Source organism: Microtetraspora glauca (genome assembly GCF_040656155.1).
Classification (GTDB): Bacteria; Actinomycetota; Actinomycetes; order Streptosporangiales; family Streptosporangiaceae; genus Microtetraspora; species Microtetraspora glauca.
In genome coordinates, this window is sequence record NZ_JBFALK010000008.1 from 232280 (window position 1) to 257745 (window position 25466).

The window sequence follows — 25466 nt, forward strand, 5'->3', positions numbered from 1 at the left end:
TCACTTGACCCGATAGCGTGCGATCACCACACCGGTCGTGGCGATGATCGCCTCCTGGAGCGTCAGGTCGGTGCGTTCTCCCTCGCCAAACAGCCGCGTGCCCGAACCGAGCACGATCGGGTGGATCAGCAGGACGTACTCCTCGATCAGGCCCGCCGCATGGAGTGAGCGCACCAGCTCACCGCTGCCGATCACCCTGATCACGCCGTCGACCTCGTCCTTCAGCCGTGCGACGGTGTCGGCCGCTTCCCCCACCAGCAGCGTGGAGTCGGGGTAGGCGAGTTCGTTGCCCGCCTCGCGTGAGGCGACGTACTTGCGCGAGTTCACCAGCACCTCGGTGAACGGGTTGGGGCCGGTCACCGTTGTCCAGTGACCCAATAGGTCGTCGTACGTCCGACGCCCGAAGAGCATTGCTGTGGCTCTGCCCATCCCCGACCCGACGAACTTCCCGATCACCTCGTCGGTGTACCCGATGCCCCAACCGCCGTGAAGGAATCCGCCCCTGGTGTCCTCGTCCGCCCGGCCGGGCCCCTGCATGACGCCGTCCACACAGACGCTCTCGAAGACGCTGATCGTGCCCACCTCGTCCTCCTCATCTCATGATCGTCCAGGTCGCGGTCGTGCCTGGCATGGTGATGACGAGATCGGGAGGGGCGGACAGACACCTGCCGGTCCATCCGTGGACATCCGTGGAACCCGACCGCGCAGGCGGCTATGCCGGGCCGTCCGGACACGCACGTACACGGAGACGGCCTACACGGGCCACCTGTTCGGTGCGCACATTTCGCCGTTCCCGGCAGCGCATCCCCAGGTCGGCGCCCCGCACGCAGTCATGATCTCGAAGCGTGAGCCAAGTCAGGACGAGCGACCCCGCGCGAGAAGGGCACGAGCGTCTCAAGGGCGCCTCGCCGAGCGGAGCGAGGCCATGAGCGGGGCGAGGCGACAAGCGCCGCTCTACGGCAGTGGGAACGTGGAGAGGGTCACGTAGGTGATGCGGCCGCTGTCGACCACGATGTTCACCCGCTGGCCGGTGCGCAGCAGCCGCAGCGGGCCCGCGTCGAAGGCGTCGGCGTCGAAGGCGAGCTCCGCGCCGTCGTCCAGGAACACCGACCCGGAGCGGGTCGCGTCGTCGAAGGTCTTCACCGTGGCCTGCACCTGATCAGCGTACTCGGCCGCCTCCGGGCGGTGGTGGCACTGAGTCAGCTCTCGCCGGGACGCGGCTCGACGTACGACGCGAGGCCGCGCACGATGATGTCGAGGCCGAGCTCGAAGCGGTAGTCGTTGGACTCGTCCACCATGAGGTCGGCGATGGCGACTATGTTGGGGAACCGGTCGGGCGGGAGCGACGCGAAGTATTCCTTGATCTCATCGCGCATCTCGTCCCACGACCTGACGCCCTCGCCCTGAGATCGCTCCTTCCAGGCGCCCTCCTCGGCGACGAAGCCGTCGACGTACGTCGAGAGCAGGTCGCCGGCGATCGCCGCGACGTGGTCGGGCAGCCCGCCCACGCGCAGCAGCGCGAGCATCTTCTCCACGTACGGCAGCAGTTCGGGACCGAACGGCATCTGCCCCATGGAGATCCGGGCCATGTCGCGGTGCGCCAGCAGACGGGCGCGGCTCTCGCGCGCGAAGCCCTTGACCTGCTCCTGCCAGCGTTCGGGATCGGGTTCCGGCAGGTCGAAGCCGTCGAAGAGCCGCTCGTACATGAGCTCGAACAGTTCGTCCTTGTTGTCCACGTGCGCGTAGAGGGCCGAGACCGCGACGCCGAGCTCGGCGGCGACCCGGCGCATGCTCAGCCGGTCGAACCCCTCGCGGTCGAGCACGACGAAGGCCGCGTCGACGATGCGCCCCCGCGTGAGGGGGACGCGAGATGGAGCGGCTCGCCTCCGCGTTCGCTCCCACGGCGGCGTCGGCATGTCCGGCTGAGTCATCGGGGCCTCCCGCGCACATGCTATTGAACGCCGCTCAGCGGAACGAACGACGATCGCCAACGAGATATATCTTGTACATCAGGCAAAGGCGATATATCTTGAGAACATCGCACGTTCCTAATGAACACCATTCAATGATAGAACAGTGATCCACTCAGATGAACACTGTTCTCAAACCCCCTCATTGGAGGATCGATGTCCACTCATGCCGAGGTGGCGACGTCCACGCCGCCCGCGGACGAGCCGGCGCCGTACCGGTGGCGCTGGGCCGCGCTCTTCGTGATCCTCGCCGCGGAGGTCATGGACCTCCTCGACGCGATGGTCACCAACATCGCCGGTCCGACCATCCGGACCGATATCGGCGGCAGCGCGAGCACCCTGCAGTGGCTCGGCGCCGCGTACACGCTGGCCATGACGACCGGCCTGCTCACCGGCGGCCGTCTGGGCGACATCTTCGGCCGCAAGAGGATGTTCGTCATCGGAGCGGCCGGCTTCGTCGTGGGCTCGCTGCTGTGCGCCGTCGCCCAGTCGCCGGAGACCCTGATCGCGGCCCGCGTGGTTCAGGGCCTGTTCGGAGCCGTCATGCTGCCGCAGGGCCTGGGGATGATCAAGGAGATGTTCCCGCCCAAGGAGATGCAGTCGGCCTTCGTGTTGTTCGGCCCGGTCATGGGCCTGGCATCGGTCGGCGGCCCGATCCTGGCCGGCTGGCTGGTCGACGCGGACTTCTTCGGCACCGGCTGGCGCATGATCTTCATCATCAACCTGCCGTTCGGCCTGGCCGCGATTCTCGGCGCCCTGCGCTTCCTGCCCGAGTCGCGCTCGCCGCACGCGCTGAAGCTGGACCTGCCCGGTGTCGTCATCGCGTCGCTGGCGGCGGTCCTGATCGTCTTCCCGCTGGTCCAGGGACGTGAGAGCGACTGGCCGGTCTGGTCGTTCATCATGATCGGCGCGTCCGTCGTCACCTTCGCGCTCTTCGGATGGTTCGAGGCGCGCAAGAGCCGCGCAGGAGGCGACCCGCTGATCGTGCCGAGCCTGTTCCGCAAGCGCGCCTTCACCGGCGGCCTGCTGACCGGGGTCGTCTTCTTCTCCGGCATGGCCGGATTCATGCTGGTCTTCAACCTCTACACGCAGATCGGCCTGGGCTACTCGCCGATCAAGGCCGGTCTCGCCGGGGTGCCCTGGTCGGTCGGCATGATCCTCGGCATGGGCATCATGCAGACGGTCAAGCGGTTCGGCCGCAAGGTCCTGCACGGTGGAGCGCTCATCATGGCCCTGGGCGCGCTCGGTGTCTATCTGACGATCGACATGGCCGGGATCGGGGTCACGCCGTGGCAGCTCGCTCCCGCCCTGATCGTCACCGGCATCGGCATGGGCCTGCTCATGGGACCGTTCTTCGACATCGTGCTGGCCGGTGTCGAGCAGCACGAGACCGGATCGGCCTCCGGCACGCTCACGGCCGTGCAGCAGCTCGGCAACGCGTTCGGTGTGGCCCTGCTCGGCACGATCTTCTTCGACCTGCTCGGCCCGGTTCCCACCGGCACGACCTTCGAGCACGCCATGAAGATCACGCTGTGGGTCGTGGCGGGCATGCTGCTGCTGACCTTCCTCGTCGCCTTCCTCCTGCCGAAGTACGCCCGCGAGGAGGACGCTCCCGAGGGAGACGCGCCCAAGGAGGTCGTGTCCGCGAGCACCTGACCTGAGATGCGCGCCCCACGACCGCACCGCTCGACCGCGTGGCCACATGATCGCTCTGACCGATCATGTGGCCACGCCCGTTTCCCGGGCGGGCCGTACGGCGGACCGCCCGCTTCATCCCACGAGGCCGGGGGCGATCGGGGGCCGGATTCGCGCGACCACGCTCAGGGTGGTGGGGGGAAGGCCCAGGGCGAGCGCGTCCCGCAGGTCCTCGACCGTGTCGACGTCCCTGCGGACCGACGCGACGCCGTCCAGGGTCAGTTCCTTCGCGCCGCCCGACAGGTGCCTGGCCTTCGACTCGCCGCCGAAACGAGGTTCGAAGGACACGCCGGGCCGTACGCCGTAGAAGGTGGTGCCGACGTCCGCCGCGTCGGGGACGAACGCCTGGTCGAACTCCGCGGCGGCGGCGAGGACCAGGTCCAGCTCCGCCGGGCGCAACGCGGGCAGATCCGCCTGGAGCGCCCCGACGGCCCCGTCGGGCGCGAGCCGTACCGCCTCGGCGGCTCCGAAGCGGAGCGCGGTGTTGAGACCCCTGTCGGGGTCGGTCACCACATGGGCGCCCAGGGCGGCCAGCCGCTCCGCGGGCACCGGGTCCGCGGTGACGACGATCACGCGGCCGACCCGCGGGCAGCTCAGCGCCGCGGACACCGTGTCGCACGCGATGGCGACCGCCAGCTCGGCGCGGTACGGCCCCGCCGCACCCGCGAGACGGGTCTTCGCCCTGATGATGGTCTTGACCGGCACCACGAGGGTCCATCGCGTGAGCTGCATAACGTTAAGCATCCCGCCTCGACAGTGCTGGGAGCCAACCGGGAGACTTGGGGTCACCACGCCGCCGGGGGCGGCGGATCTGCACGTGGAGGAGCAAGTGAGCGGACAACGAAGCGCGATGGCGCGCGCCCGGGTACCCGCCGAGCCGGGCACGCCGAGCCGGCGCGGCGATTCGCGGTTCCCCGTCCGGCCGGCACGCGAGGAGTCGAGATGAAGCGCCGTGGCCGTCCCTCCCGGTTCTGGGAGTCCCTGGCCGTCCTGATCGTGAAGCCGTTGTCGATCCTGCTGATCAGGCGCGCCTGGCGCGGAGGCGAGTACGTCCCGCGCATGGGCGGTGTCATCATCGCGGCCAACCACATGTCGTGGTCGGACCCGGTCCTGCTCTCCCACTACCTCTACAACAACGGGCGCTGGCCGGTGATCCTCGCCAAGTCCGGGATCTTCAAGGTGCCGGTACTCGGCCACGTCGTCGCCAAGCTGCTCGCCATCCCGGTGCACCGGGGCAGCACCGAGGCCACCCAGTCGCTGAAGATCGCCGAGCAGCGGCTCAGGGACGGCGGGTGCGTCATCTTCTACCCCGAGGGCACGATCACCCGTGACCCCGAGCTGTGGCCGATGGCGGGCAAGACGGGCGTCGCCCGGCTGGCGCTGACGACCGGCGCGCCGGTGATCCCGATCGCTCACTGGGGCGCCCACGAGCTCCTGCCGTACGGCGAGAAGAAGCCGCGGCTGTTCCCGCGCAAGACGTTCAAGGTGCTGGCCGGGCCGCCGGTCGACCTGTCCCGGTTCGAGGGCCAGCCGATGCGGGGCACCGTGTTGCGCGAGGCCACCGCCGACATCATGGCCGCCATCACCGGCCAGCTCGCGGAGATCCGTGATGAGAAGGCCCCCGAATCCCCGTATGACCCGAAAAACACGGCTCACACAGGATGAGCGCGTACGGTGAAGGGGACGACGCGCGGGAAACAGGGAGCTACCGGTGAGCGGTGAGCGGGCCCGGCGCGGCGAGCGGAACGGCCGGCCGAGAGACGAGGCCGTTCCGTCGGACGACGAGGAGTGGTGAGCGACCGGTGAGCAGGGCTGTCGTTTTCGGTACTGGCTCGTGGGGGACCACGTTCGCGATGATCCTCGCGGAGGCGGGCACCAAGACGACGCTGTGGGGGAGACGCGCCTCGGTCGTCGACGCGATCAACGACAGGCACGAGAACCCCGAGTACCTCCCGGGACTGCGGCTGCCCGAGACCCTCCGCGCGACGACCGATCCGGCCGAGGCGATGGAGGGCGCCGACTTCGTGGTCCTCGCGGTGCCGGCCCAGACGCTCCGCGACAACCTGGCCGTCTGGAAGCCGTACATCCCGCGGGACGCCGTGCTGGTCAGTCTCATGAAGGGCGTCGAGCGGGGTACCTGCGAGCGGATGAGCGAGGTCATCAGCGAGGTCGCGGGCGTTCCGCTGGACCGGGTGGCGGTGGTGTCCGGCCCGAACCTCGTCCCGGAGCTGGCCCGGCGGCAGCCCGCGGCCGCCGTGGTGGCCTGCCCGGACGAGGAGGTGGCGCGGCGGCTCCAGGACGCCTGCCACCTGCCGTGGTTCCGTACCTACACCAATCCCGACGTCGTGGGCGTCGAACTCGGCGGCGCGGTGAAGAACGTCATCGCGCTCGCGGTCGGTGTCGCCGTCGGCATGGGATTGGGCGACAACGTGGCGGCGACGCTCATGACCCGCGGCCTCGCGGAGATCGCCCGGCTCGGCGCGGCTCTCGGCGCCGATCAGCACACGTTCGCGGGTCTGGCCGGAATGGGTGATCTGGTGGCGACCTGTAGTTCCCCGTTGTCCCGGAACCGCACCTTCGGTGAGAATCTGGGACGCGGGATGACCCTGGCCGAGGTCGTCGCCGTGACGAAGCAGACCGCCGAGGGAGTCAAATCGTGCGAGTCGGTTCTCGAGCTGGCAAGGAAACACGACGTGGAGATGCCGATCACCGAAGTCGTGGTCGGTGTGGTGCACGACGGGATGGCCCCGGACGAGGCGGCGATGCTGCTGATGTCGCGAACCCCGAAGCCGGAGCGTTACGGCGTGTAGGCCCATGAGGCGCGGGCGCAGGAGGCTCGGGGAGAACTCCCGGGCGGTCCACCTGCCGGCGCCTCCGCTTCCGCGCGAGGCCCCGACGGGCCAGCCCGTGTGGCGGACCTCCGGCTGGAACCTCCCCGGTTCCCCCGGAGACGCCGAGTCGGCGGCCGCCCGGTCATCGGGTCTCGCCTCGGATCGGGCCGACAACCCGACGGTCGCCGCGTTCGCCGCGGCCATGGCCGCGATGGAGGGCGCCGCCGCGCCCGAGGACGTCGCCGGCCAGGCGTTCCCCTCGGGCATGGCCGCGACGACCGCGGTGTTCCTGACCTTCCTGCGCGCGGGGACGCACGTCCTCGCGCCCGCTCCCGTCCACGGCGGCACCCACTCCCTGCTCACGAACGTGCTGTCCCGGTTCGGGATCGCCACCGATTTCGTGGACTATTCGGACCTGCGTCGCGTCCATCGGGCGATACGATCCACCACGAAGATCATTTATGCCGAGACGCTGGCCAACCCGACGATGGCGGTGGCCGACATCCGGGGCCTCTACCGGCTCGCCAGGGACGCCGGAGCGCTGCTGGTGGTCGACTCGACCCTCGCCACACCGGTCGTGTGCCGGCCGCTGGAGCACGGAGCCGATCTGGTCGTCCACTCGGCCACCAGGTACGTCGGCGGCCACGACGACTGCGCCGGCGGCGTGGTCGTCGGACGGCCCGACCTGATCAACCTGATCCGTGAGATCCGGGTCGACACCGGGGGGTCGTTGTCCCCGGACGACGCCTTCCTGCTGCGCCGGGGCATGGAGACGATGACGCTGCGGGTGCGCCGGATGTGCTCGACCGCGATGGTGTTCGCCGCCTCGCTGGCCAAGCATCCGGTGGTGCGCCGGGTGGACTATCCCGGGCTGCCCGCCCATCCCGGCCACCAGCTCGCCCGGCACCTGTTCGACTCCGGCCCGGAGGGCACCCGGTTCGGCGGCTGCGTCACCGTGACCGTCCACGGCGGGTACGACGCGGGCGCCGCGCTCGCCGACGCCCTGCGGCTCACCCGGCTCGCCGGGTCCCTCGGCGGGACCCGCACCACGGCCGTGCATCTCGCCTCGGCCGCCCATCCTGACGAGGCGCTCTCCGGTGTGGACGCGGGAGCCGTACGGTTCTCGATCGGGCTGGAGGACGCGGAGGATCTCATCGTGGACGTGACCCAGGCACTCGACGCCGTACGCGCCGGCAGCCACACGCGGGCCTGACAAGCAGGTTCCACGTCCGGAAGCGGTACATTCGAGCATCATGAACGAGCAGCGCGAGGTGCCTTCCCGGCCGATTCGAGTCGCCGTCGTCTTCGGCGGTCGCAATTCCGAGCACGCGGTGTCGCTGATGGGCGCGGGCAGCGTGCTCAGCGTGATCGACCGATCGCGGTACGAGGTCATTCCGGTCGGCATCGCACAGGACGGGCGCTGGGTCCTGGTGTCCGACGGGCAGAGTTACGCCATCGAGGAAGGTGAACTGCCGGTCGTGACCGAGTCCGGCACGGCCCTCGCGCTGCCGTCCGACTCCGGATCGCTCGTCGCGCTGGACCCCGGGCAGATCCCGCGGTCCCTCGGCGAGGTGGACGTGGTCTTCCCGATGCTGCACGGGCCGTTCGGCGAGGACGGCACCATCCAGGGACTCCTGGAGATGGCCGGGGTGCGCTACGTCGGCTCCGGCGTTCTGGCGAGCGCGGTCGGCATGGACAAGGCGTACATGAAGCTCGTGCTCAAGGCGGCGGGGCTCCCGGTCGGGCCGTTCGTCGTCGTCCGCGACCGCGACTGGCGCACCGACCGCGGGAGGGTGCTCAAGGAGGTCGAGGAGCTCGGCTGGCCGGTGTTCGTCAAGCCCGCCCGCGCCGGCTCGTCCCAGGGCATCTCGAAGGCGTACGACCCGGAGTCGCTGGAGACCGCGATCGAGCTGGCCCGCGAGCACGACCCCAAGGTGCTGGTCGAGGCCGCGATCGTCGGCAGGGAGATCGAGTGCGCCGTGCTCGAGTCCCTCGGCGACGCGCCCCCGGAGGCGAGCGTCCCCGGCGAGGTGCTGGTCCGGGGCGAGCGCGAGTTCTTCGACTTCGAGGCGAAGTACTACCCCGACCAGATGGCGCTCGACGCCCCCGCCGACATCCCGGCGGAGGCCGCCGAGGCGGTGCGGGCGATGGCCGTCCAGGCGTTCGAGGCGCTCTCCTGCGAGGGCCTGTCGCGGGTGGACTTCTTCTACACGTCCTCGGGGGAGCTCGTCCTCAACGAGATCAACACGATGCCGGGCTTCACGTCGCTCTCGGTCGCGCCGCAGCTCTGGGCCGCGACCGGACTGTCGTACGCCGAGCTCGTCGACCGGTTGCTCCAGCTCGCGCTCAACCGCCCGGCCGGGCTGCGCTGAGCCGTCCCGTCACTCCGGGACGGACGACTTGATCGGGCCCGCCAGATCCACCAGGACCTCTCCGGGGACATGCTTCCCGGAGACGGTCACCTCGACGTACGCCTCCCGGTTGATCGCCGTGAACAGCGTCGAGCGTTTGGGGTCGGCGTACCACGCGACGCCGTCGAGGTCGGAGACCTGGTCGGTCGCGGCCATCGAGGCGGGCCGGTCCACTCCGCAGCGCAGGGCGATCTCACCCGCCCCCCACACCGCCACGTACGGCGAGCGGGGCTCGCTCTCCACCCGCTCCGCGCCGTCGAGCCGGGAGGGCAGCGCGGTCGCGAGCTTCTGGCACGCCGACGCGGCGGCTCCGGCGGGCGTGGGCGGGTCCACCCGCACCGCGCCGGAGCATGCCGCGAGGGACAGTACGGCCAGGGCCCCGGCCGCGGGGATCAGTCTTCGCATCTCTTCCCAGGTCAGATGTGCACGATCGGACATGTAAGAGTACGCGTGATGCCCTCAACCGCCTGAATCTGGGCGACGACCAGCTTGCCCAGCTCGTCGACGTTGCGGGCCTCGGCCCGCACGATGACGTCATAAGGGCCGGTGACATCCTCTGCCTGGGTGACACCGCTGATCCCGGCTATCTGGCCGGCCACATTGGCGGCCTTGCCGACCTCGGTCTGGATAAGGATGTAGGCCTGCACCATAACGCCCTCCGGATAGAGATCAGTGCCGGAGCGTACCGTACCTCGAATGCACTAGGGGTGTGCCATCACAGTCGGAGATCTTGGCGAATTCGGTGTAATTGGACGTATCGCTGGGCGATTGCCGCAGGGCGCGGCCGTACTGCTCGGACCTGGAGACGACGCCGCCATCCTGAGCGCTCCGGACGGCCGGGTCGTCGTGAGTACGGATCTCCTAATCGAGGGTAGGCACTTCCGTCGTAATTGGTCCAGTGGCTATGACATTGGCCGTAAAGCCGCAGCTCAGAATCTTTCCGATATCGCCGCCATGGGGGCTGAACCGACGGCGATCTTCGTCGGTCTCGGGTTGCCCGCCGACGTCACGACGGACTGGCTGGACGCTCTGACCGACGGCTTTCGCGACGAGTGCGCGCTCGTCGGCGCCAGCGTGGCGGGAGGTGACATCTCCAGGTCCGACACGGTGGTGCTCGGCGTCACCGCGCTCGGCGACCTCGGCGGAAGACAGCCGGTGACCAGGTCGGGGGCCCGCCCCGGCCACGTCGTCGCCGTCGCGGGCCGCCTCGGCCACGCCGCGGCGGGACTCGCGCTGCTCCAGGCCGGCCGGGCGGACGGCGGAGACCTGGTGGACGCCCACCGCCGGCCGCGGCCGTTGTACGCCTGCGGTCCCGGCGCGGCCCGGCTCGGCGCCACCGCGATGCTCGACGTGAGCGACGGTCTCCTGCAGGATCTCGGCCACATCGCGGAGGCGAGCGGCACCGGGATCGAGCTGGATCCGGCCACGCTCCCGGTCGCCCCCGCACTCGCCGAAGCCGCCCGCGACCTTGGAGCCGACCCGCTGGAGTGGGTCCTCACGGGAGGCGACGACCACGCCTTCGCCGCCGCCTTCCCCGGTGATGTGCGCCTTCCGTCCCCCTGGCTGGTGGTGGGCCAGGTCATCGAGGGCAAGGGGGTCCACGTCACCGGCCGGTCCGGCACCGCCGGCGGCTGGGATCACTTCCGATGACATGAGCGTCCGCGGGAGCGGGGGGCTTCTCCGGCGGATCTGGTCTGTTCACCGTCCGGGGGACGACCTCTCCGGCGGACCGGCCGGTTCACCGCCCGGCCGGGCTGGAGACGTCGCCTGGTTTGATAGGACCATGACCTCCACTCCTCCACGCGTGCTCACCGTCGCCGGTTCCGATTCCGGCGGCGGCGCCGGAATCCAGGCCGACCTCAAGACGATGCTGGCCCTCGGAGTGCACGGCATGAGCGTCATCGCCGCCGTGACCGCGCAGAACTCGCTCGGCGTCCAGGGCTACTGGGAGCTGCCGGCGGAGGCGGTCCGGGCCCAGCTCGACTCCGTGCTCGGCGACATCGGGGTCCAGGCGGTCAAGACGGGGATGCTGGCCTCTCCGACGCTGGTGGAGACGGTCGCCGGAGCCCTCGCGAGCGTTGCGGCGCCCATCGTGGTCGATCCGGTCGGCGTCTCCAAGCACGGGGACTCGCTTCTCGCCCCCGAGGCCGTCGAGACCATGAAGGAGCTGCTGCTTCCGGTGGCGACGGTGGTCACGCCGAACCTCTGGGAGGTCGAGCAGCTCACCTCGGTCAAGGTGGAGGATGAGGACGACCTGCCACGCGCGGCGGAGGCCGTGCTCGCGCTCGGGCCCACCTGGGCCCTGATCAAGGGCGGCCACCTCCCCGGCGAGCCGGTGGACCTGCTGACCGACGGCGATCGGCGATATCGCTTCGCCGCCGAGCGCCACGACAACCGCCACACGCACGGAACCGGATGCACGCTCGCCTCGGCCATCGCCTCCCGCCTGGCCCTCGGCGACGACCTGCCGGAGGCCGTACGGCAGGCCAAGGAGTACGTCACGGGGGCGATCGCGCACGGCTTCCCCCTGGGCGCGGGCATCGGTCCCGTGGACCACGCCTGGCGCTGGCGGACCGGCGGATGACCGGACCCGGGCCCGCCACGCCAAGCGGGCCCGGCCGGGTCCGGTCCCGACGACATGAAAGGTCCGGCCCGGACGACACGAAACGTCTGGCCCGGACAACATGAAACGTCTGGCCCGGACAACACGAAAGCCCGTCACCGGATCGGTGACGGGCTCCGGAAGAGCTGGGTCAGCGGGTGACCTTGCCCGCCTTGATGCAGGAAGTGCACACGTTCATCCGCTTCGGCGTCCCGTTGACCGTCGCGCGCACGGTCTGGATGTTCGGGTTCCAGCGGCGGCGGGTGCGGCGGTGCGAGTGGGAGACGTTGTTGCCGAAAGTCGGCTTCTTAGCGCAGACGTCGCAGACGGAAGCCACGGTCATCGCTCCTTCAGATCAGTCGAATCGGCCCGGTCCGCCAAGAGCGGCTCATCCGAGCGTGCCGGGACAACCGGCTGGCCACACGAGGATATCCGATGTCGGCCGTTGCACGCCAAACGGGATCCCGGCGAACGGGGATAATCTCGTAGCGACCAACGGTAGCGCATCGGGACGGCGCCACGTGTGCGGGCCATGTCATCGAAGGGGCGGCGTTCATGCTTGAGGTGCTCGATCCGCCCGCCGTACGCCGCTGGTCGCGCCGGTGCGCGGACGCTCTCGGCCGCGCGAGGGCGGAGATAGACGCGCTCAACGTCTTTCCCGTCCCTGACGGGGACACCGGCACCAACCTGCACCTCACCGTCCTCTCCGCGGCCGAGGCGGTGGACGGCCTGCCCGGTGACGCGGGCCGCGACAGGACGTGGCAGACGCTCGCCCACGGCGCGTTGCTCGGTGCCCGCGGAAACTCGGGGGTGATCGTCAGCCAGGCGATACGCGGCCTGGCCGAGGTGCTCGGGATGGCGGAGGGGCGGGGAGCCGACCTGCGCCGGGCGTTGCTGCGGGCCGCCGAGATGGCCAGGGCCGCCGTGGTCCGTCCGGTCGAGGGGACCGTGCTCACCGTCCTGGCCGCCGTGGCGGAGGCCGTACGGCATGCTTCGGACGACCTCGGCGAGGTGGCACGGGTCGCCGCGGAGGAGGCGCGCGGCGCGCTGCGGCGGACCACGGGCCAGCTCGACGTGCTGGCCAGGAACCACGTGGTCGACGCGGGCGGCGCCGGGCTCGTGATCATCCTGGAGACCCTGGCCGAGGTGGTCGCCGAGGCGTTCAGCGAGCGGCACGAGATCCCGGCCCCGCCCGGCCGGGTGCCCGTCGACGAGGCGCGGGAGGACGTTCACGCGTCCGCGCCCGGATACGAGGTGATGTACCTCCTGGACGCGCCGGAGGCGGCGATCGGCCGGCTCAGGACCGAACTCGACGCGCTCGGCGACTCGCTCGTGATCGTGGGAGGTGACGGTCTGTGGAACGTGCACATCCACGCGGACGACGCCGGCGCCGTGATCGAGGCGGGACTCGCGGCCGGTCGCCCGCACCGCGTCCGCGTGACGTACCTCGGCGGCCGCATCCACGAACCGGCCCGGGCGCGCGGGGTGGTCGCCGTCGCGGCGGGGGACGGTCTCGCCGCTCTCTTCCGCCGGTCCGGGGCCGTGGTCGTACGGCGTGAGCCCGGAGCGAACCCGCCGCTCGCCGCCGTGCTCGCGGCGATCAGGGAGGCCGGAAGCGAGGTCGCGGTGCTGCCGAACGACGCCGGCGCCCAGGCGGTGGCCGCGGCCGCCGCCGAGATCGCCCGCGAGGAGGGGCTCACGGTCAGCGTGCTGCCGACGAAGGCGTCGGTCCAGGGCCTCGCCGCTCTGGCCGTGCACGATCCGCTGCGCCGCTTCGACGACGACGTGGTGGCCATGACCGACGCGGCGGGCCACACCCGGCACGGGCACGTGTGGGTGGCGGACCGCGAGGCCGTGACCAGCGCGGGGCTGTGCCGTCCCGGTGACGTGCTCGGCGTCGTCGACGGCGACGTGGCCCTCATCGGCGGCGCCGTCGCCGATGTGGCGGTCCAGGTGGCCGACCGCATGATGTCGTCGAGCAGTGAGATGGTGACGCTGGTGACCGGCGCCGATCCCTCCGAGACTCCGGCGGGAGCCGTACGGGACCATCTGGCGCGGGTCCGCCCGGACATCGAGGTGGTCGTCTACGAGGGGGGACAGGGCGGCTACCCGCTTCTCATCGGCGTCGAATGAACCGTAGGAGCAGGCGGCCGATCGCAGGCGGATCGGCGGAGCGACTGGCAGAGTCGCTGAACAGGACCGCCGCGCGAGGTGATTTCTGTCGGTGACCGGCGGTAGAACTTATCTCCATGACCGCGCGCCTACCGGTCACCGTGCGGAGTGCCGCGAGCGTGCGGTCGCCGTGCCGTGTTCAGTCGCCGGGCGGGGTACGGTCCCGTCACGTGAGGGGGGCGCATGACGAGGTTCGACGAGCCGCTCAAGCGGGCGCTCGGCAGGACCGCCGGCCCGCTGGAGCGCGCGCTCGGCATCGCCACGGTGGGGGAGTTGCTCCGGCACTACCCGCGGCGGTACGCGGACCGAGGAGAGCTGACCCCGATCTCGTCCCTGGAGCACGACGAGCATGTCACCGTCGTGGCCAGGGTGGCGGCGCTGCAACGCCGGCCGATGAAGAACCGGCAGGGCACCTGGCTGGACGTCGAGGTGACCGACGGTGAGGAGCGGCTGCACCTGGCCTTCTTCGGCAAGGGCGGATACGTGGCGGAGCAACGGCTGGCCCCCGGCACCGAGGCGATGTTCTCGGGCAAGGTCAACGTTTTCCCCCTGCCGAGCGGCCGGCGCCGGGTGTCCCTGACCCATCCCGAATACGAGACCGAGGAGACCGAGGACGCGGCGGAGTTCGCCGCCGCGCCGGTGCCCATCTACCCCTCGGCGCAGGGCCTGGCGACGTGGACGATCCGCCGCGCCGTACGCACCGTGCTCGACGTGCTGACGCTCGACGACCCGCTCCCGCCCGACATCAGGCGAAGGCACGACCTCCCGGAACTGGAGGTGGCGCTCCGCCACGTCCACCGGCCGAGGAGCCACGCCGACATCACCCTGGCCCGCAGGCGGCTCAAGTTCGACGAGGCGTTCCTGCTCCAGTCCGTGCTGGTCCGGCGCAGGCTGGCGGCGTCCGCGTGGCCTGCCCGGCCGCGCCCGGGACGGCCCGACGGCCTGCTGCACGGTTTCGAGGAGAGGCTGCCCTTCGAGTTGACCGAGGGCCAGCGCCAGGTCGGCGAGGAGATCGCGGCGGACCTGGCCCGCGAGCACCCCATGCACCGGCTGCTGCAGGGAGAGGTGGGCGCGGGCAAGACGGTGGTCGCGCTGCGCGCCATGCTCCAGGTGGTCGACTCCGGCGGTCAGGCGGTGCTGCTCGCCCCGACGGAGGTCCTGGCCCAGCAGCACCACAGGTCGATCACAGGCATGCTCGGAGACCTCGCGACCGGCGGCATGTTCGGCGGCACGGCCGTGGCCCTGCTGACGGGCTCCATGGGCACGGCCGCGCGGAGGAGAGCCCTGCTGGACGCCGCTTCGGGCGCGGCGGGGATCGTGGTCGGTACCCACGCCCTGATCCAGGAGCACGTCCAGTTCGCCGACCTCGGCCTGCTCGTCGTGGACGAGCAGCACCGCTTCGGTGTGGAACAGCGCGACGCGCTCCGCGAGAAGGGCGGCGGCGGCAGGCCCCATGTGCTGGTCATGACGGCCACACCCATCCCGAGGACGGTCGCGATGACCGTGTTCGGCGACCTGGAGATCTCCACGCTGTCCCAGCTGCCGTCCGGCCGCGCGCCGATCACCACGCACGTGGTGCCGGCCGCGGAGAAGCCGCACTTCCTCGACCGCACCTGGGAACGGGTGCGCGAGGAGGTCGGGCTGGGCCGCCAGGCGTACATCGTCTGCCCCCGCATCGGTGAGCAGGAGGGCGACGAGGGCGATCTCGACAAGGGCGAGGAGGAGCGCAGGCCGCCGCTGGCGGTCCTCGACGTGGCGGAGATGCTCGCCGAGGGCCCGTTGCACGGCATGCGGGTGGGAGTCCTGCACGGCAAGCTCCCACCGGAGGAGAAGGACGCGATCATGCGCGCCTTCACCAAGGGGGAGATCGACGTCCTGGTCGCGACGACGGTCATCGAGGTGGGCGTCGACGTCAGGAACGCCTCGGTCATGATCATCATGGACGCCGACCGGTTCGGCGTCTCGCAGCTCCACCAGTTGCGCGGCAGGGTCGGGCGCGGCGGCCTGCCCGGGTTGTGCCTGCTGGTGAGCGAGGCGCCCATGGGCACCCCGGCGCGTACGCGGCTGGACGCGGTGGCCGCGACGCTGGACGGCTTCGAGCTGTCCCGGGTGGACCTGGAGCAGCGCCGGGAGGGCGACGTCCTCGGCGCCGCGCAGTCGGGCCGCAAGTCGTCCCTGAAGATGTTGCAGCTGCTCCGCGACGAGGACGTCATCGAGGCCGCCAGGGAAGAGGCGATCACGGTGCTGACGGCCGATCCCGAACTGGCGGATCATCCCGCCCTGCGGGCCGAGCTCGACGCCCTGATCGGGGACGAGCGCGCTGAATACCTGGAGAAGGCCTGAGCGGTCCTGAGTGCCCTCACGCCGGCTTTCCGACGTTCCGGGTGGTGGGCGCGGGTTCCGGGCTGGTCTCCGGCTCTACAGAGCCGGTCGCGCGGCTCGTGGGGTCGGGTCGAGGCGTAACAAGGCCACTCGCGGGCTCCTGAGCTCGTCCCAGGCATACAGGGCCGGTTGCGGGCGGTCCTCGGCTCGTCCCCAGGCGTACAGGGCTAGGCGCGGGGCCCCTGAGCTCGTACCCGGGCGTACCGCCCGGGCACGCGGGCCGGGCACCGGGCGGTGGAGAAGATCTCGGAGGACGGCGGAGAAGATCTCGGAAAGGTCGACCTAGATCTCAGAAAGGCCGCAAAACCCGCGAGGTACTGCCGCTGTGGCAGCCTCGCGCATGAGAATGACCCAGGGCCCAGCCTTGGGACGGCCTCCCCCCGAATGCCGTCCCCGGCTGGGCCCACCCTCGGGTCAGGTGCCGAGGGCGCCGGCGTGCGGAAGGGCTCACGATCACGCCGGCCGGCCTCCCCCTGGGTCATCTCGAAGGCCGCAGAACTCATCATGCGGAACGCGGCGACCCCGCGATACCGCTCTTACCCATTCGTCGCCACCCCTTGCCCACTCTTGACCGCACGGGATCCGATCGCGGTGGGCGCACCGGCGTTCCCGGCCCCTCGCCGAGAGCGGGACAATGAACGAATGACGCGGGTCATCGCAGGTAGCGCCGGGGGACGCAGGCTGGCAGTGCCACCGGGCAGGGGCACCAGGCCGACGAGCGACCGGGCCAGGGAGGGGTTGTTCTCGACCGTGGGCTCGCTTTTGGGCTCGCTTGACGGGGCCCGGGTCCTCGATCTCTACGCCGGCTCCGGAGCGGTCGGCCTGGAGGCGCTGAGCAGAGGCGCCGCCCACGCGCTGCTCGTCGAGTCCGACGCGAGGGCCGCTCGGACGATCAGGGAGAACATCGCCGCGCTGGGGCTGCCCGGAGCCGTGCTCAGGCCGGAGAAGGTCGAGCGGGTCCTTTCCCAGGGCTGCGCGGAGCCGTACGACTTCGTGTTCGCCGATCCGCCCTACACGGTCACCGACGAGACGGTCACCAGGGTCCTGGAGACGCTCCGCTCGGAAGGGTGGCTCGTCGACGGCGCGCTGGTCGCGGTCGAACGGGAGTCCAGGGGAAAGGACCTGGTCTGGCCGCCGGGTTTCGAAGAGGAGAGGGTCCGCCGATACGGGGAAGCGGCCGTTTGGTACGGTCACGCAGCCGGGAACCCGTAAACCTGGGGGTGCGCCTTGCGTCGCGTCGTATGCCCGGGGTCCTTCGACCCCGTGACCAACGGACATCTGGACATCATCGGCCGGACCTCGCGGTTGTACGACGAGGTCGTCGTCGCCGTGTTGATCAACATGGAGAAGACCGGGTTGTTCACCGTCGACGAGCGGATAGAGATGCTCGAGGCGGTGACCAAGGAGTACGGAAACGTCCGGGTGGAGAAGTTCCACGGGCTGCTGGTCGACTACTGCCGGCAGAACGACATCCCGGCGATCGTGAAGGGCCTCCGCGCGGTCAGCGACTTCGACTACGAGCTCCAGATGGCACAGCTGAACTACCGCATGTCCGGAGTGGAGACGCTGTTCATGTCCACCAATCCGGAGTACTCCTTCCTCTCCTCGAGCAGGCTGAAGGAGATCGCACGGTATGGTGGGGACGTATCCGGCCTGGTCCCGGACCTCGTCCAGCGGCTGCTCGTCGAGCGGCTCAGAGGCTGACCACCGGCTGGTATCCTTTCTATTCGGCCTTGCACGACGGCGGTGATTCGTCATGCCTAACGAGAGCAGGATGACTCTGCGCAGCCTCGACCCCCGAGCCCCTTGGGTGATTTCCACTCACGATCTGGGACGGCGACCGGGGTCGATGCACAGGATCAGCCCGGTTCTTCCGGCACCGGCGGACCTCGCGGTCGGAATGATCGGCGTCCCCAAGGACGCCGACGTCGAGCTGGACATCCGGCTCGAGGCGGTGATGGAAGGCGTGCTCGTGACGGGCACGGCGCGGACTCCTCTCAGTGGAGAGTGCTCGCGCTGCCTGGATCCGCTGACCTCGGAGATCGAGGTCGGTTTCCAGGAGCTTTTCTTCTACTCGGCGGAGGACGCCGGAGAGGACGACTTGCTCCTCGACGGCGAACTGCTCGATCTCGAGCCGATATTCCGTGACGCGGTGGTGCTCTCACTGCCGCTGAGCCCGGTGTGCAGTGAGGACTGCCCCGGTCTCTGCGCGGAATGCGGGGTCAAGCTGGCGGAAGCCGGCTCGGACCACGGGCACGAGCGCATCGACGTGCGCTGGGCGTCGCTGCAGGGTTTGGTTGTGGACAACAAAGACGATCAGGAGGGTTGACGTGGCCGTCCCCAAGCGGAAGATGTCGCGGAGCAACACCCGCGCCCGCAGGTCCCAGTGGAAGGCCGCCGCGGTCGCGCTCGTGAGCTGCCCCCAGTGCCGCTCGCCGAAGCGCCCGCACGTGGCGTGCCCGAGCTGTGGCACCTACAACCGCCGTCAGGTCATCGAGCCGTCGGCCTGATCGCGCGATAAGCGGATAGGGACGCCGGCCGGGTCGTCAAGACGCCCCGGTCGGCGTTACCTTGCTTTCAGCGCGTACGGTGGCGGGCGGAGCATGAGCGACAGGCAAGACGTGCCCGCGGCCGTGGTGGACGCCGGGAGGCTCCAGTCTCTGGGGAACCGGCGCCCACCACGTCTTCGGGCTTCTCACCGGCCATGTCACTGTGCGGTGCTGCCGTGCATGGGTGATGAGGAGGAGCGGTGGGCGCAGCGATGAAGCCGGTGGCAGTGGAGATCGCCAGAGAAGAACTGGCGCGAGTGATCGACGTGCGGCTCAGCACGGACATCCTGGAACGGGCTCTCACGCACCGCTCCTACGCGTACGAGAACGGTGGCCTGCCCACGAACGAGCGCCTGGAGTTCCTGGGCGACTCGGTGCTCGGGCTGGTGGTCACCGACACGCTGTTCCGGGGGCACCCGGACCTTCCCGAGGGCCAGCTCGCCAAGCTGCGTGCCGCAGTGGTCAACATGCGGGCGCTCGCGGACGTGGCCCGGGGCCTGAATCTCGGAAAGTACCTCCGCCTCGGCCGGGGCGAGGAGGGCACCGGCGGGCGCGACAAGTCCTCGATCCTCGCCGACACCCTTGAGGCGCTGATCGGCACGGTCTACGTGGACAAGGGCCTGGACGAGGCGTTCCGGGTCGTGCACCTGCTCTTCGACCCGCTGATCACGCGGTCCGCGTCGTTGGGCGCCGGTCTCGACTGGAAGACCTCGCTGCAGGAGCTGACCGCCGCCGAGATGCTCGGCGTCCCGGAGTACCACGTCGAGGAGAGCGGCCCCGATCACGCGAAGTCCTTCGTGGCGACCGTCCGCGTCGGCGGGACGGAGTACGGCACGGGCGCGGGCCGGAGCAAGAAAGAGGCGGAGCAGCAGGCCGCCGAAGCGGCGTGGACGGCGATTCGCGCCGTCCGAGAGGCCCGTGAGGGCGCGGGACTCGGCCAGGGCTGAGCCGACCTCCGAGACGGACTGAGGGGGCGAGATGCCTGAGCTGCCTGAGGTCGAGGTCGTCAGGCGCGGGCTCGAACGATGGGTGTCCGGCCGGACGATCGCGTCGGCCGACGTGCTGCACCCGCGCGCGGTCCGCAGGAACGCGGGAGAGCTCGCCGACCAGTTGAAGGGCCGTGAGATCCGCTCGGCCGAGCGACGCGGCAAATATCTCTGGCTCCCGCTCGGCGACGAGGGGGAGCACGCGGCCGCGGAGCCTGCGGCCGACCGGACGGCCGAACACCCCTCCGGGCCGGAATCGGCCGAGCACGTGGCGGGAGAGGCGTTGCTCGCCCATCTGGGCATGAGCGGCCAACTCCTGATGGTCGATCCGGACGCTCCGTTGGAGAAGCACCTCCGGGTCCGGATCGGCTTCGCCGACGGCGGTCCCGACCTGCGCTTCGTCGACCAGCGCACGTTCGGTCATGTCCTCGTCGCGCCGCTGACCGTTCCCGTACGGCCGTCGCATGCCGGGCCGTACCGTCCGGTGCCGGAACCGGTCGCGCACATCGCGCCGGATCCGTTCGAGGACGTCTTCGACGACACGGAGTTCGCGATCAGGGTGCGCCGCCGGCGTACCGGGATCAAGCGGGCGCTGCTCGACCAGTCGCTGATCAGCGGGGTCGGCAACATCTACGCCGACGAGGCGCTGTGGCGGGCACGGCTGCACTGGGCCCGGCCCACCGAGACGCTGACCACCAAGAAGATCGCCGAACTCCTCGCCGCCGCCCGCGACGTGATGTCCGAGGCGCTCGGGGAGGGCGGGACCTCCTTCGACAGTCTGTACGTGAACGTCAACGGCGAGAGCGGCTACTTCGACCGGTCCCTGGCGGTGTACGGCAGGCGGGACGAGCCCTGCCGCCGCTGCGGCACCCCGATCAGGCGTGAGGCGTTCATGAACCGGTCCTCCTACAGCTGCCCCCGGTGCCAGCCGCGTCCCCGGGACGCCCGTCCCTGACCGCGACCCGCACCGCCGCGATTTCCGGGGGCCGGGCGGGCTCTTGGATACTGGGAGTCATGATCCGGTTGACGGCGTGGGTGCGCGGACGGGTGCAGGGTGTGGGGTTCCGCTGGTGGACCCGGGCCAGGGCGCTGGAGCTCGGGCTCGCCGGCTGGGCGGCGAACCTGTCCGACGGCAGGGTTGAGATCGTGGCCGAAGGTCCACGGGAATCATGTGAATCGCTTCTTGGGCTGCTGAGAGGCGGCGACACGCCCGGGCGAGTGGATGGCGTTACGGAGCGTTGGAGTGACGCTAAGGGCGGTTTGATGGGTTTTGTCGAGCGATAGCCCTTCCTTCAGGCGGCGCAAATGCGGTATATTTGCATGCCGGGAGTGCCCATCGGTGCGTCTGTGTGAAGCGTTCAACTTGACCGCCTCCAATGCCGGTGCGACTCTTGAGAGGAACCACGCGCACCCCTCCCGCGGCATGAAGTGCGCGAACCAGTCTGGTCACTCAGCGTGGAGGACCCTTTACTATGGCGAAGGCTCTACTCGGCCACGTCGGCGGTCCTGACCCTCGAATGGTCTCCGAAATGCGCCGTCTCCAGCAGCGCATCCGGGACCTGGAGGCAGAACTAACCCGGCTCCAGGCACAGAACGATGCGCTGGCGGCGCAGTCTCGGGATGAGGCACTGGTCCGGCTACAGGATCGCGAGCCGGCCCTCACCTGAGGCCGGGAGCGGAAACACCGTCAGGGGCGCCTGCCAAAGGCGTCCCTTGTCATTTGCGTACCATAATCCTTATCGCGGCCGGTTGAAACGCATTTGTGCCGTTATGTCTTCCCGGTGTCGGTCCGATAATCTCGCCGCCGCATAAAGTTGTCCCCACGGGTATTCCATGACGGGACTTAGTGTCGCGTTCGGGTGATATCCGATGCCTCTCGTCTGCGGGTGCCGGTAGTCTTCCCGGAAAGTTGGGCAGGGAGGGGGCCGGTCGTTGTACCTGAAGACCTTGACCCTGCGCGGCTTCAAGTCCTTCGCCTCCGCGACCACCCTGCGCTTCGAGCCCGGCATCACCTGCGTGGTCGGCCCCAACGGCTCGGGCAAGTCCAACGTCGTCGACGCGCTCGCCTGGGTGATGGGCGAGCACAGCGCGAAGTCGCTGCGCGGCGGCAAGATGGAGGACGTCATCTTCGCCGGGACCTCCAGCCGGCCGCCGCTCGGCCGGGCCGAGGTCACGCTCACGATCGACAACACCGACGGCGCGCTGCCGATCGACTACACCGAGGTGACGATCAGCCGCCTGATGTTCAGGTCGGGCCAGAGCGAATACGCCATCAACGGCGACACCTGCCGCCTCCTCGACATCCAGGAGCTCCTCTCCGACTCCGGCATCGGCCGCGAGATGCACGTGATCGTCGGGCAGGGCCAGCTCGACCAGGTGCTGCACGCCGGCCCCGAGGACCGCAGGGCGTTCATCGAGGAGGCCGCGGGCGTCCTCAAGCACCGCAAGCGCAAGGAGAAGGCGCTGCGGAAGCTCGACGCGATGCAGGCCAACCTCACCCGCGTGCAGGACCTCGCGACCGAGCTGCGCCGCCAGCTCAAGCCGCTCGGTCGCCAGGCGGAGATCGCGCGCAAGGCCGCGGTCATCCAGGCCGACCTGCGTGACGCCCGCCTGCGACTGCTCGCCGACGACGTGGTCACCCTCCGCGAGACCCTGGAACGTGAGGCCGCGGACGAGGCGGCCGTCCAGACGCGGCGCGCCCAGGTCGAGAGCGACCTCGCGCGGGACCAGCGGCGGGAGGCCGAGCTGGAGGCGGCGGCGGGTGAGGCCCAGCCGCGCCTCACCGCCGCCCAGGAGACGTTCTACCGGCTCTCGGCGATCCGGGAGCGGCTGCGCGGAGTCGAGAGCCTCGCCGTCGAGCGGGAGCGGCACGCCGCCGACGCGGCGTCGATCGAGCGACGCGGCCGCGACCCCGAGGAGTTCGAACGGGAGGCCGCCGAGGTCCGCGAGAAGGAGCGCATCCTCTCGGAGGAGCTCGACGAGGCACGCGAGCGGTTGTCCGCCGCGGTGGAGATCCGCGCCGAGGCCGAGGAGGCGCTGAGCCAGGAGGAGCGCAGGCTGGCCGTGGCCGCCAGGGCCGCCGCGGACCGGAGGGAGAGCCTCGCCAGGCTGCGCGGCCAGGTCGAGTCCGCCAGGAGCAGGGCCAGGGCCGCCGGTGACGAGATCGGCAGGCTCGCCCGGGCGCTGGAGGAGGCCCGGCAGCGTGCGGAGCGGGCGCAGGCCGACTGCGACGCGCACGAGCTCGACGAGCCGGCGGCCGACCCGGCGCTGGTCGCCGAGCTCGACACCGCCCAGGAGGGCGTGGATCTCGCCCGCGCCGCCGTCGAGTCGGCCAGGGCCGTGGTGGACCAGGCCAAGGAAGCGGTCGACGAGGCCAAGGAGGCCGTCGCGGCCCCCAGGTCCGCGCTCGCGGCCGCCACGTCGGCGGTCGGTACGGCTCGCGCCGCCGACCAGGAGTCCCAGCGCGCCGTCGCCGCGCTGGAGGCCCGCCGTGAAGCACTGGAGATGAGCCTCGCCCAGGGTGTCGACGGCGCGGCCGGGCTGCTCGGCGCGGGGATCCCCGGCGTGCTCGGCCCGATCGCGACTCTGCTGACCGTCCAGCCGGGAGCCGAATCCGCCGTCGCCTCCGTACTGGCGGCCGACGCGGTCGCCGTCGACTCCCTCAACAGCGCCGTCGAGGCGCTCGAACACCTGCGGGACGGCGACGGCGGCAGGGCGGGGCTGCTGATCGCGTCCCCGACGCCGGCGCGGCACGGTGGGACACCGCCCGTGCCGATCGACGGTGCCGCATGGGCGGCGGACCTAGTCACCGTTCCCGGCGAGCTGCGCGCCGCCGTGGACGGCGTCCTGTCCGGCGTGCTCGTCGTCGACGACCTCGCCGCCGCGCGCAAGGTGGTGGAGGGCCACCCGGGCGTCCGGGCCGTCACCCGTTCCGGCGACCTGCTCGGCGCGTACGAGGCGCGGGGCGGCTCGGGCACCGGCGGTTCGGCGCTTCAGATGCGGGCCGCGCTTGACGAGGCGGTCGCCGACCTGGAGGCGGCCCGCGCCGCCGCCGAGGAGAACGCTCAGGTCCTCGACGAGGCCATTGCCGCCGAAGGGGAGGCCCAGCTCGCGCTGGAGGCCGCCCAGGCGCGGGTGAACGAGGCCCAGACCGGGGTCAGTGCCGCGCAGAACACCGTCAACAGCGCGCAGAACGGGCTCAACGCGGCCCAGGCCGTACTGGACAGGGTCAGGACCAGGCAGCGGGACGCCGACCGGAAGGCCGCCGACGCGGCCAAACAGTTCGCCCGGCTGGAGGCCGCCGTCAAGGCGGCCCAGGATGAGGGCGCCCGGCTGGCGAAGGCCGTACAGGACGCGGAGGAGGCCAGGGAGGCGGCCCAGGCGGACGCGGCCGAGATGGAGGAGCGGCTGGCCGAGGCGGAGTACGCCCAGGAGCTGGAGGCCGAACCGACCACCGACACGCGAGACGAGCTGGCCGCCGCCTGCGGCGTGAGCAGACAGACGGAGATGGAGGCGCGGCTCGCCGTCCGCACCGCCGAGGAACGGGTCAGGGGCATCGCCGGTCGTGCCGAGGGGCTGCTGCGCGCCGCCCAGCGCGAGCGCGAGGATCGGGCCAGGGCGGCGGCACAGCGCGAGCGGCGGCGCAGGCAGGCCCAGACCGCCGCCGCGGTCGCCCGCGGCGCCCAGGCCGCGCTCACGGCGCTGGTGGGGTCGCTCGAACAGGCCGCGGCCGAGCGGGACGAGGCCGAGCGGGCGCGCGGCGAGATCGAGACGGAGCTCAAGACGGTACGGCTCCGCGTCCGCGAACTCGGCGGAGAGCTGGACAAGCTGGTCAACCGGGTACACGGCAGCGAGATGGCCCGCACCGAGCAGCGGCTGCGGCTCGAACAGCTGGAGCAGCGGGCCTTCGACGAGTACGGCGTCGAGCCGGACGCCCTGGTCGCCGAATACGGCCCGGAGGTTCCGGTGCCCGGCGAGCCTCCGGTCCCCTTCGTACGCGAGGAGCAGGAGAAGCGGGCCAGGACGGCGGAACGCCAGATGACCCAGCTCGGCAAGGTCAACCCGCTCGCCCTGGAGGAGTTCGCCGCGCTCGAGGAGCGGCACGCGTTCCTGACCTCCCAGCTGGAAGACCTCAAGAAGACCCGCAGGGATCTCCTCCTCGTCGTCAAGGAGGTCGACGACCGGGTCGAGCAGGTGTTCTCCGCGGCGTACGAGGACGTGGCCCGAGAGTTCTCCGAGATCTTCGGGCGGGTCTTCCCCGGCGGTGAGGGCCGCCTGCTGCTCACGGACCCCAGCGACATGCTGACCACGGGCGTCGAGGTCGAGGCCAGGCCGCCCGGCAAGAAGGTGAAGCGGCTGTCGCTGCTCTCCGGTGGAGAGCGGTCGCTCACCGCGGTCGCGTTCCTCGTCGCGATCTTCAAGGCCCGTCCGTCGCCGTTCTATGTGATGGACGAGGTCGAGGCGGCCCTGGACGACACCAACACGCAGCGGCTGCTGACCCTGTTCGAAGAGCTGCGGCAGAACTCCCAGCTGATCGTCATCACGCACCAGAAGCGCACCATGGAGATCGCCGACGCGCTGTACGGCGTGTCCATGCGCGGCGACGGCGTCACCCAGGTCGTCAGCCAGCGTCTTCGCGAAGCCGCGTCCTGACACTTCGACGGCGACGGGTGCCGGCATGCCGCCGCCCGCGGCGGGGATCACCGCTGGGGCAGGTCCGCGGTCGCGGTGCTGCGCCCCGGGGCCGGGGTCGCTCGTGCCTCGCTCCCCGCTCGCTTGTCGGTTACTTCCCCGCCGCGCCCCTCTGTGCTTGATTGCCGCGCCTTCGGCACGGCGGGTTCGGGGCGCCTTTGAGGCGGGTCGTGCCCT

At 70.7% G+C, this 25466-nt stretch carries 25 protein-coding genes; 18 read left to right on the forward strand and 7 right to left on the reverse strand.

What is annotated here, in order from left to right; all coding sequences use genetic code 11:
- The 3 genes from AB0I59_RS17075 to AB0I59_RS17085 all read right to left on the reverse strand — a co-directional run bounded on the left by AB0I59_RS17075 (window position 1) and on the right by AB0I59_RS17085 (window position 1931).
- Window positions 1–582: a dihydrofolate reductase family protein gene (locus tag AB0I59_RS17075; RefSeq protein WP_061255044.1), complete on the reverse strand. Its 582-nt coding sequence runs from the start codon at window positions 580–582 to the stop codon at window positions 1–3.
- 372 nt (window positions 583–954) lie between these two features.
- Entirely contained in the window at window positions 955–1155 is a 201-nt protein-coding gene (locus AB0I59_RS17080; RefSeq protein WP_358133711.1) for a hypothetical protein, read from the reverse strand.
- A 44-nt stretch (window positions 1156–1199) separates the two neighbouring features.
- Window positions 1200–1931 (reverse strand): TetR/AcrR family transcriptional regulator, encoded by a 732-nt coding sequence (locus AB0I59_RS17085; protein ID WP_358133714.1) that lies wholly within the window; start codon window positions 1929–1931, stop codon window positions 1200–1202.
- A gap of 195 nt (window positions 1932–2126) precedes the next feature.
- Between AB0I59_RS17085 and AB0I59_RS17090 the strand changes: the two genes are divergently transcribed.
- Window positions 2127–3626, forward strand: coding sequence for an MFS transporter (locus AB0I59_RS17090; RefSeq protein ID WP_061255041.1), 1500 nt, complete (start codon window positions 2127–2129; stop codon window positions 3624–3626).
- A gap of 114 nt (window positions 3627–3740) precedes the next feature.
- Here the strand turns inward: AB0I59_RS17090 and cofC are convergent, their stop codons facing one another.
- The gene (gene cofC, locus AB0I59_RS17095; RefSeq protein WP_358133716.1) at window positions 3741–4397 is read right to left on the reverse strand and encodes a 2-phospho-L-lactate guanylyltransferase; all 657 of its coding nucleotides are present in this window, start codon (window positions 4395–4397) and stop codon (window positions 3741–3743) included.
- Window positions 4398–4607: 210 nt separating this feature from the next.
- Here cofC and AB0I59_RS17100 point away from each other — a divergent pair, with 210 nt between their 5' ends.
- The 4 genes from AB0I59_RS17100 (at window position 4608) to AB0I59_RS17115 (ending at window position 8868) form a co-directional block, all read left to right on the forward strand.
- Window positions 4608–5330: a lysophospholipid acyltransferase family protein gene (locus AB0I59_RS17100; RefSeq protein ID WP_061255039.1), complete on the forward strand. Its 723-nt coding sequence runs from the start codon at window positions 4608–4610 to the stop codon at window positions 5328–5330.
- A gap of 137 nt (window positions 5331–5467) precedes the next feature.
- Complete coding sequence (locus tag AB0I59_RS17105) at window positions 5468–6475, forward strand: NAD(P)H-dependent glycerol-3-phosphate dehydrogenase (protein WP_061255038.1); 1008 nt, start codon at window positions 5468–5470, stop codon at window positions 6473–6475.
- Between the two features lie 4 nt (window positions 6476–6479).
- Window positions 6480–7709, forward strand: a complete 1230-nt coding sequence (locus AB0I59_RS17110) for a trans-sulfuration enzyme family protein (protein ID WP_358133720.1) — start codon at window positions 6480–6482, stop codon at window positions 7707–7709.
- A gap of 40 nt (window positions 7710–7749) precedes the next feature.
- Window positions 7750–8868, forward strand: a complete 1119-nt coding sequence (locus tag AB0I59_RS17115; RefSeq protein ID WP_061255036.1) for a D-alanine--D-alanine ligase family protein — start codon at window positions 7750–7752, stop codon at window positions 8866–8868.
- 9 nt (window positions 8869–8877) lie between these two features.
- Here the strand turns inward: AB0I59_RS17115 and AB0I59_RS17120 are convergent, their stop codons facing one another.
- A complete protein-coding gene (locus AB0I59_RS17120; RefSeq protein ID WP_061255035.1) occupies window positions 8878–9312 on the reverse strand; it encodes a DUF3515 domain-containing protein in 435 nt (144 codons plus the stop codon).
- A gap of 11 nt (window positions 9313–9323) precedes the next feature.
- The gene (locus AB0I59_RS17125) at window positions 9324–9557 is read right to left on the reverse strand and encodes an Lrp/AsnC family transcriptional regulator (RefSeq protein ID WP_061255034.1); all 234 of its coding nucleotides are present in this window, start codon (window positions 9555–9557) and stop codon (window positions 9324–9326) included.
- Window positions 9558–9621: 64 nt separating this feature from the next.
- Here AB0I59_RS17125 and AB0I59_RS17130 point away from each other — a divergent pair, with 64 nt between their 5' ends.
- On the forward strand, window positions 9622–10557 hold the full coding sequence (locus AB0I59_RS17130) for a thiamine-phosphate kinase (protein WP_358133853.1): 936 nt from the start codon (window positions 9622–9624) through the stop codon (window positions 10555–10557).
- A 133-nt stretch (window positions 10558–10690) separates the two neighbouring features.
- Window positions 10691–11491, forward strand: a complete 801-nt coding sequence (gene thiD / locus AB0I59_RS17135) for a bifunctional hydroxymethylpyrimidine kinase/phosphomethylpyrimidine kinase (RefSeq protein WP_061255032.1) — start codon at window positions 10691–10693, stop codon at window positions 11489–11491.
- 169 nt (window positions 11492–11660) lie between these two features.
- On the opposite strand, the gene rpmB is transcribed toward thiD, so the two are convergent.
- Window positions 11661–11846 (reverse strand): 50S ribosomal protein L28, encoded by a 186-nt coding sequence (gene rpmB, locus AB0I59_RS17140; protein ID WP_061255238.1) that lies wholly within the window; start codon window positions 11844–11846, stop codon window positions 11661–11663.
- 218 nt (window positions 11847–12064) lie between these two features.
- On the opposite strand from rpmB, the gene AB0I59_RS17145 reads away from it, so the two are divergent.
- From AB0I59_RS17145 to smc, 11 genes are all read left to right on the forward strand, one after another.
- Entirely contained in the window at window positions 12065–13642 is a 1578-nt protein-coding gene (locus AB0I59_RS17145) for a DAK2 domain-containing protein (RefSeq protein ID WP_061255031.1), read from the forward strand.
- Window positions 13643–13864: 222 nt separating this feature from the next.
- On the forward strand, window positions 13865–16024 hold the full coding sequence (gene recG, locus AB0I59_RS17150; protein ID WP_358133726.1) for an ATP-dependent DNA helicase RecG: 2160 nt from the start codon (window positions 13865–13867) through the stop codon (window positions 16022–16024).
- A 681-nt stretch (window positions 16025–16705) separates the two neighbouring features.
- Entirely contained in the window at window positions 16706–17275 is a 570-nt protein-coding gene (gene rsmD, locus AB0I59_RS17155) for a 16S rRNA (guanine(966)-N(2))-methyltransferase RsmD (protein ID WP_061255029.1), read from the forward strand.
- A 15-nt stretch (window positions 17276–17290) separates the two neighbouring features.
- Complete coding sequence (coaD, locus tag AB0I59_RS17160) at window positions 17291–17767, forward strand: pantetheine-phosphate adenylyltransferase (protein ID WP_061255028.1); 477 nt, start codon at window positions 17291–17293, stop codon at window positions 17765–17767.
- A 70-nt stretch (window positions 17768–17837) separates the two neighbouring features.
- Window positions 17838–18392 carry a YceD family protein gene (locus AB0I59_RS17165; RefSeq protein WP_082776775.1) on the forward strand — a complete coding sequence of 185 codons (555 nt, stop codon included), beginning with the start codon at window positions 17838–17840 and terminating at the stop codon, window positions 18390–18392.
- Between the two features lies 1 nt (window position 18393).
- Window positions 18394–18573, forward strand: coding sequence for a 50S ribosomal protein L32 (gene rpmF / locus AB0I59_RS17170; protein WP_061255026.1), 180 nt, complete (start codon window positions 18394–18396; stop codon window positions 18571–18573).
- Between the two features lie 251 nt (window positions 18574–18824).
- A complete protein-coding gene (rnc, locus tag AB0I59_RS17175; RefSeq protein WP_358133856.1) occupies window positions 18825–19559 on the forward strand; it encodes a ribonuclease III in 735 nt (244 codons plus the stop codon).
- Window positions 19560–19590: 31 nt separating this feature from the next.
- Window positions 19591–20553 (forward strand): bifunctional DNA-formamidopyrimidine glycosylase/DNA-(apurinic or apyrimidinic site) lyase, encoded by a 963-nt coding sequence (mutM, locus tag AB0I59_RS17180; RefSeq protein ID WP_358133731.1) that lies wholly within the window; start codon window positions 19591–19593, stop codon window positions 20551–20553.
- 59 nt (window positions 20554–20612) lie between these two features.
- Complete coding sequence (locus AB0I59_RS17185) at window positions 20613–20882, forward strand: acylphosphatase (protein ID WP_358133734.1); 270 nt, start codon at window positions 20613–20615, stop codon at window positions 20880–20882.
- Between the two features lie 188 nt (window positions 20883–21070).
- A complete protein-coding gene (locus tag AB0I59_RS17190; protein ID WP_061255024.1) occupies window positions 21071–21265 on the forward strand; it encodes a hypothetical protein in 195 nt (64 codons plus the stop codon).
- A gap of 265 nt (window positions 21266–21530) precedes the next feature.
- Window positions 21531–25250 carry a chromosome segregation protein SMC gene (smc, locus tag AB0I59_RS17195; RefSeq protein ID WP_358133736.1) on the forward strand — a complete coding sequence of 1240 codons (3720 nt, stop codon included), beginning with the start codon at window positions 21531–21533 and terminating at the stop codon, window positions 25248–25250.
- Window positions 25251–25466 lie beyond the last annotated feature (216 nt).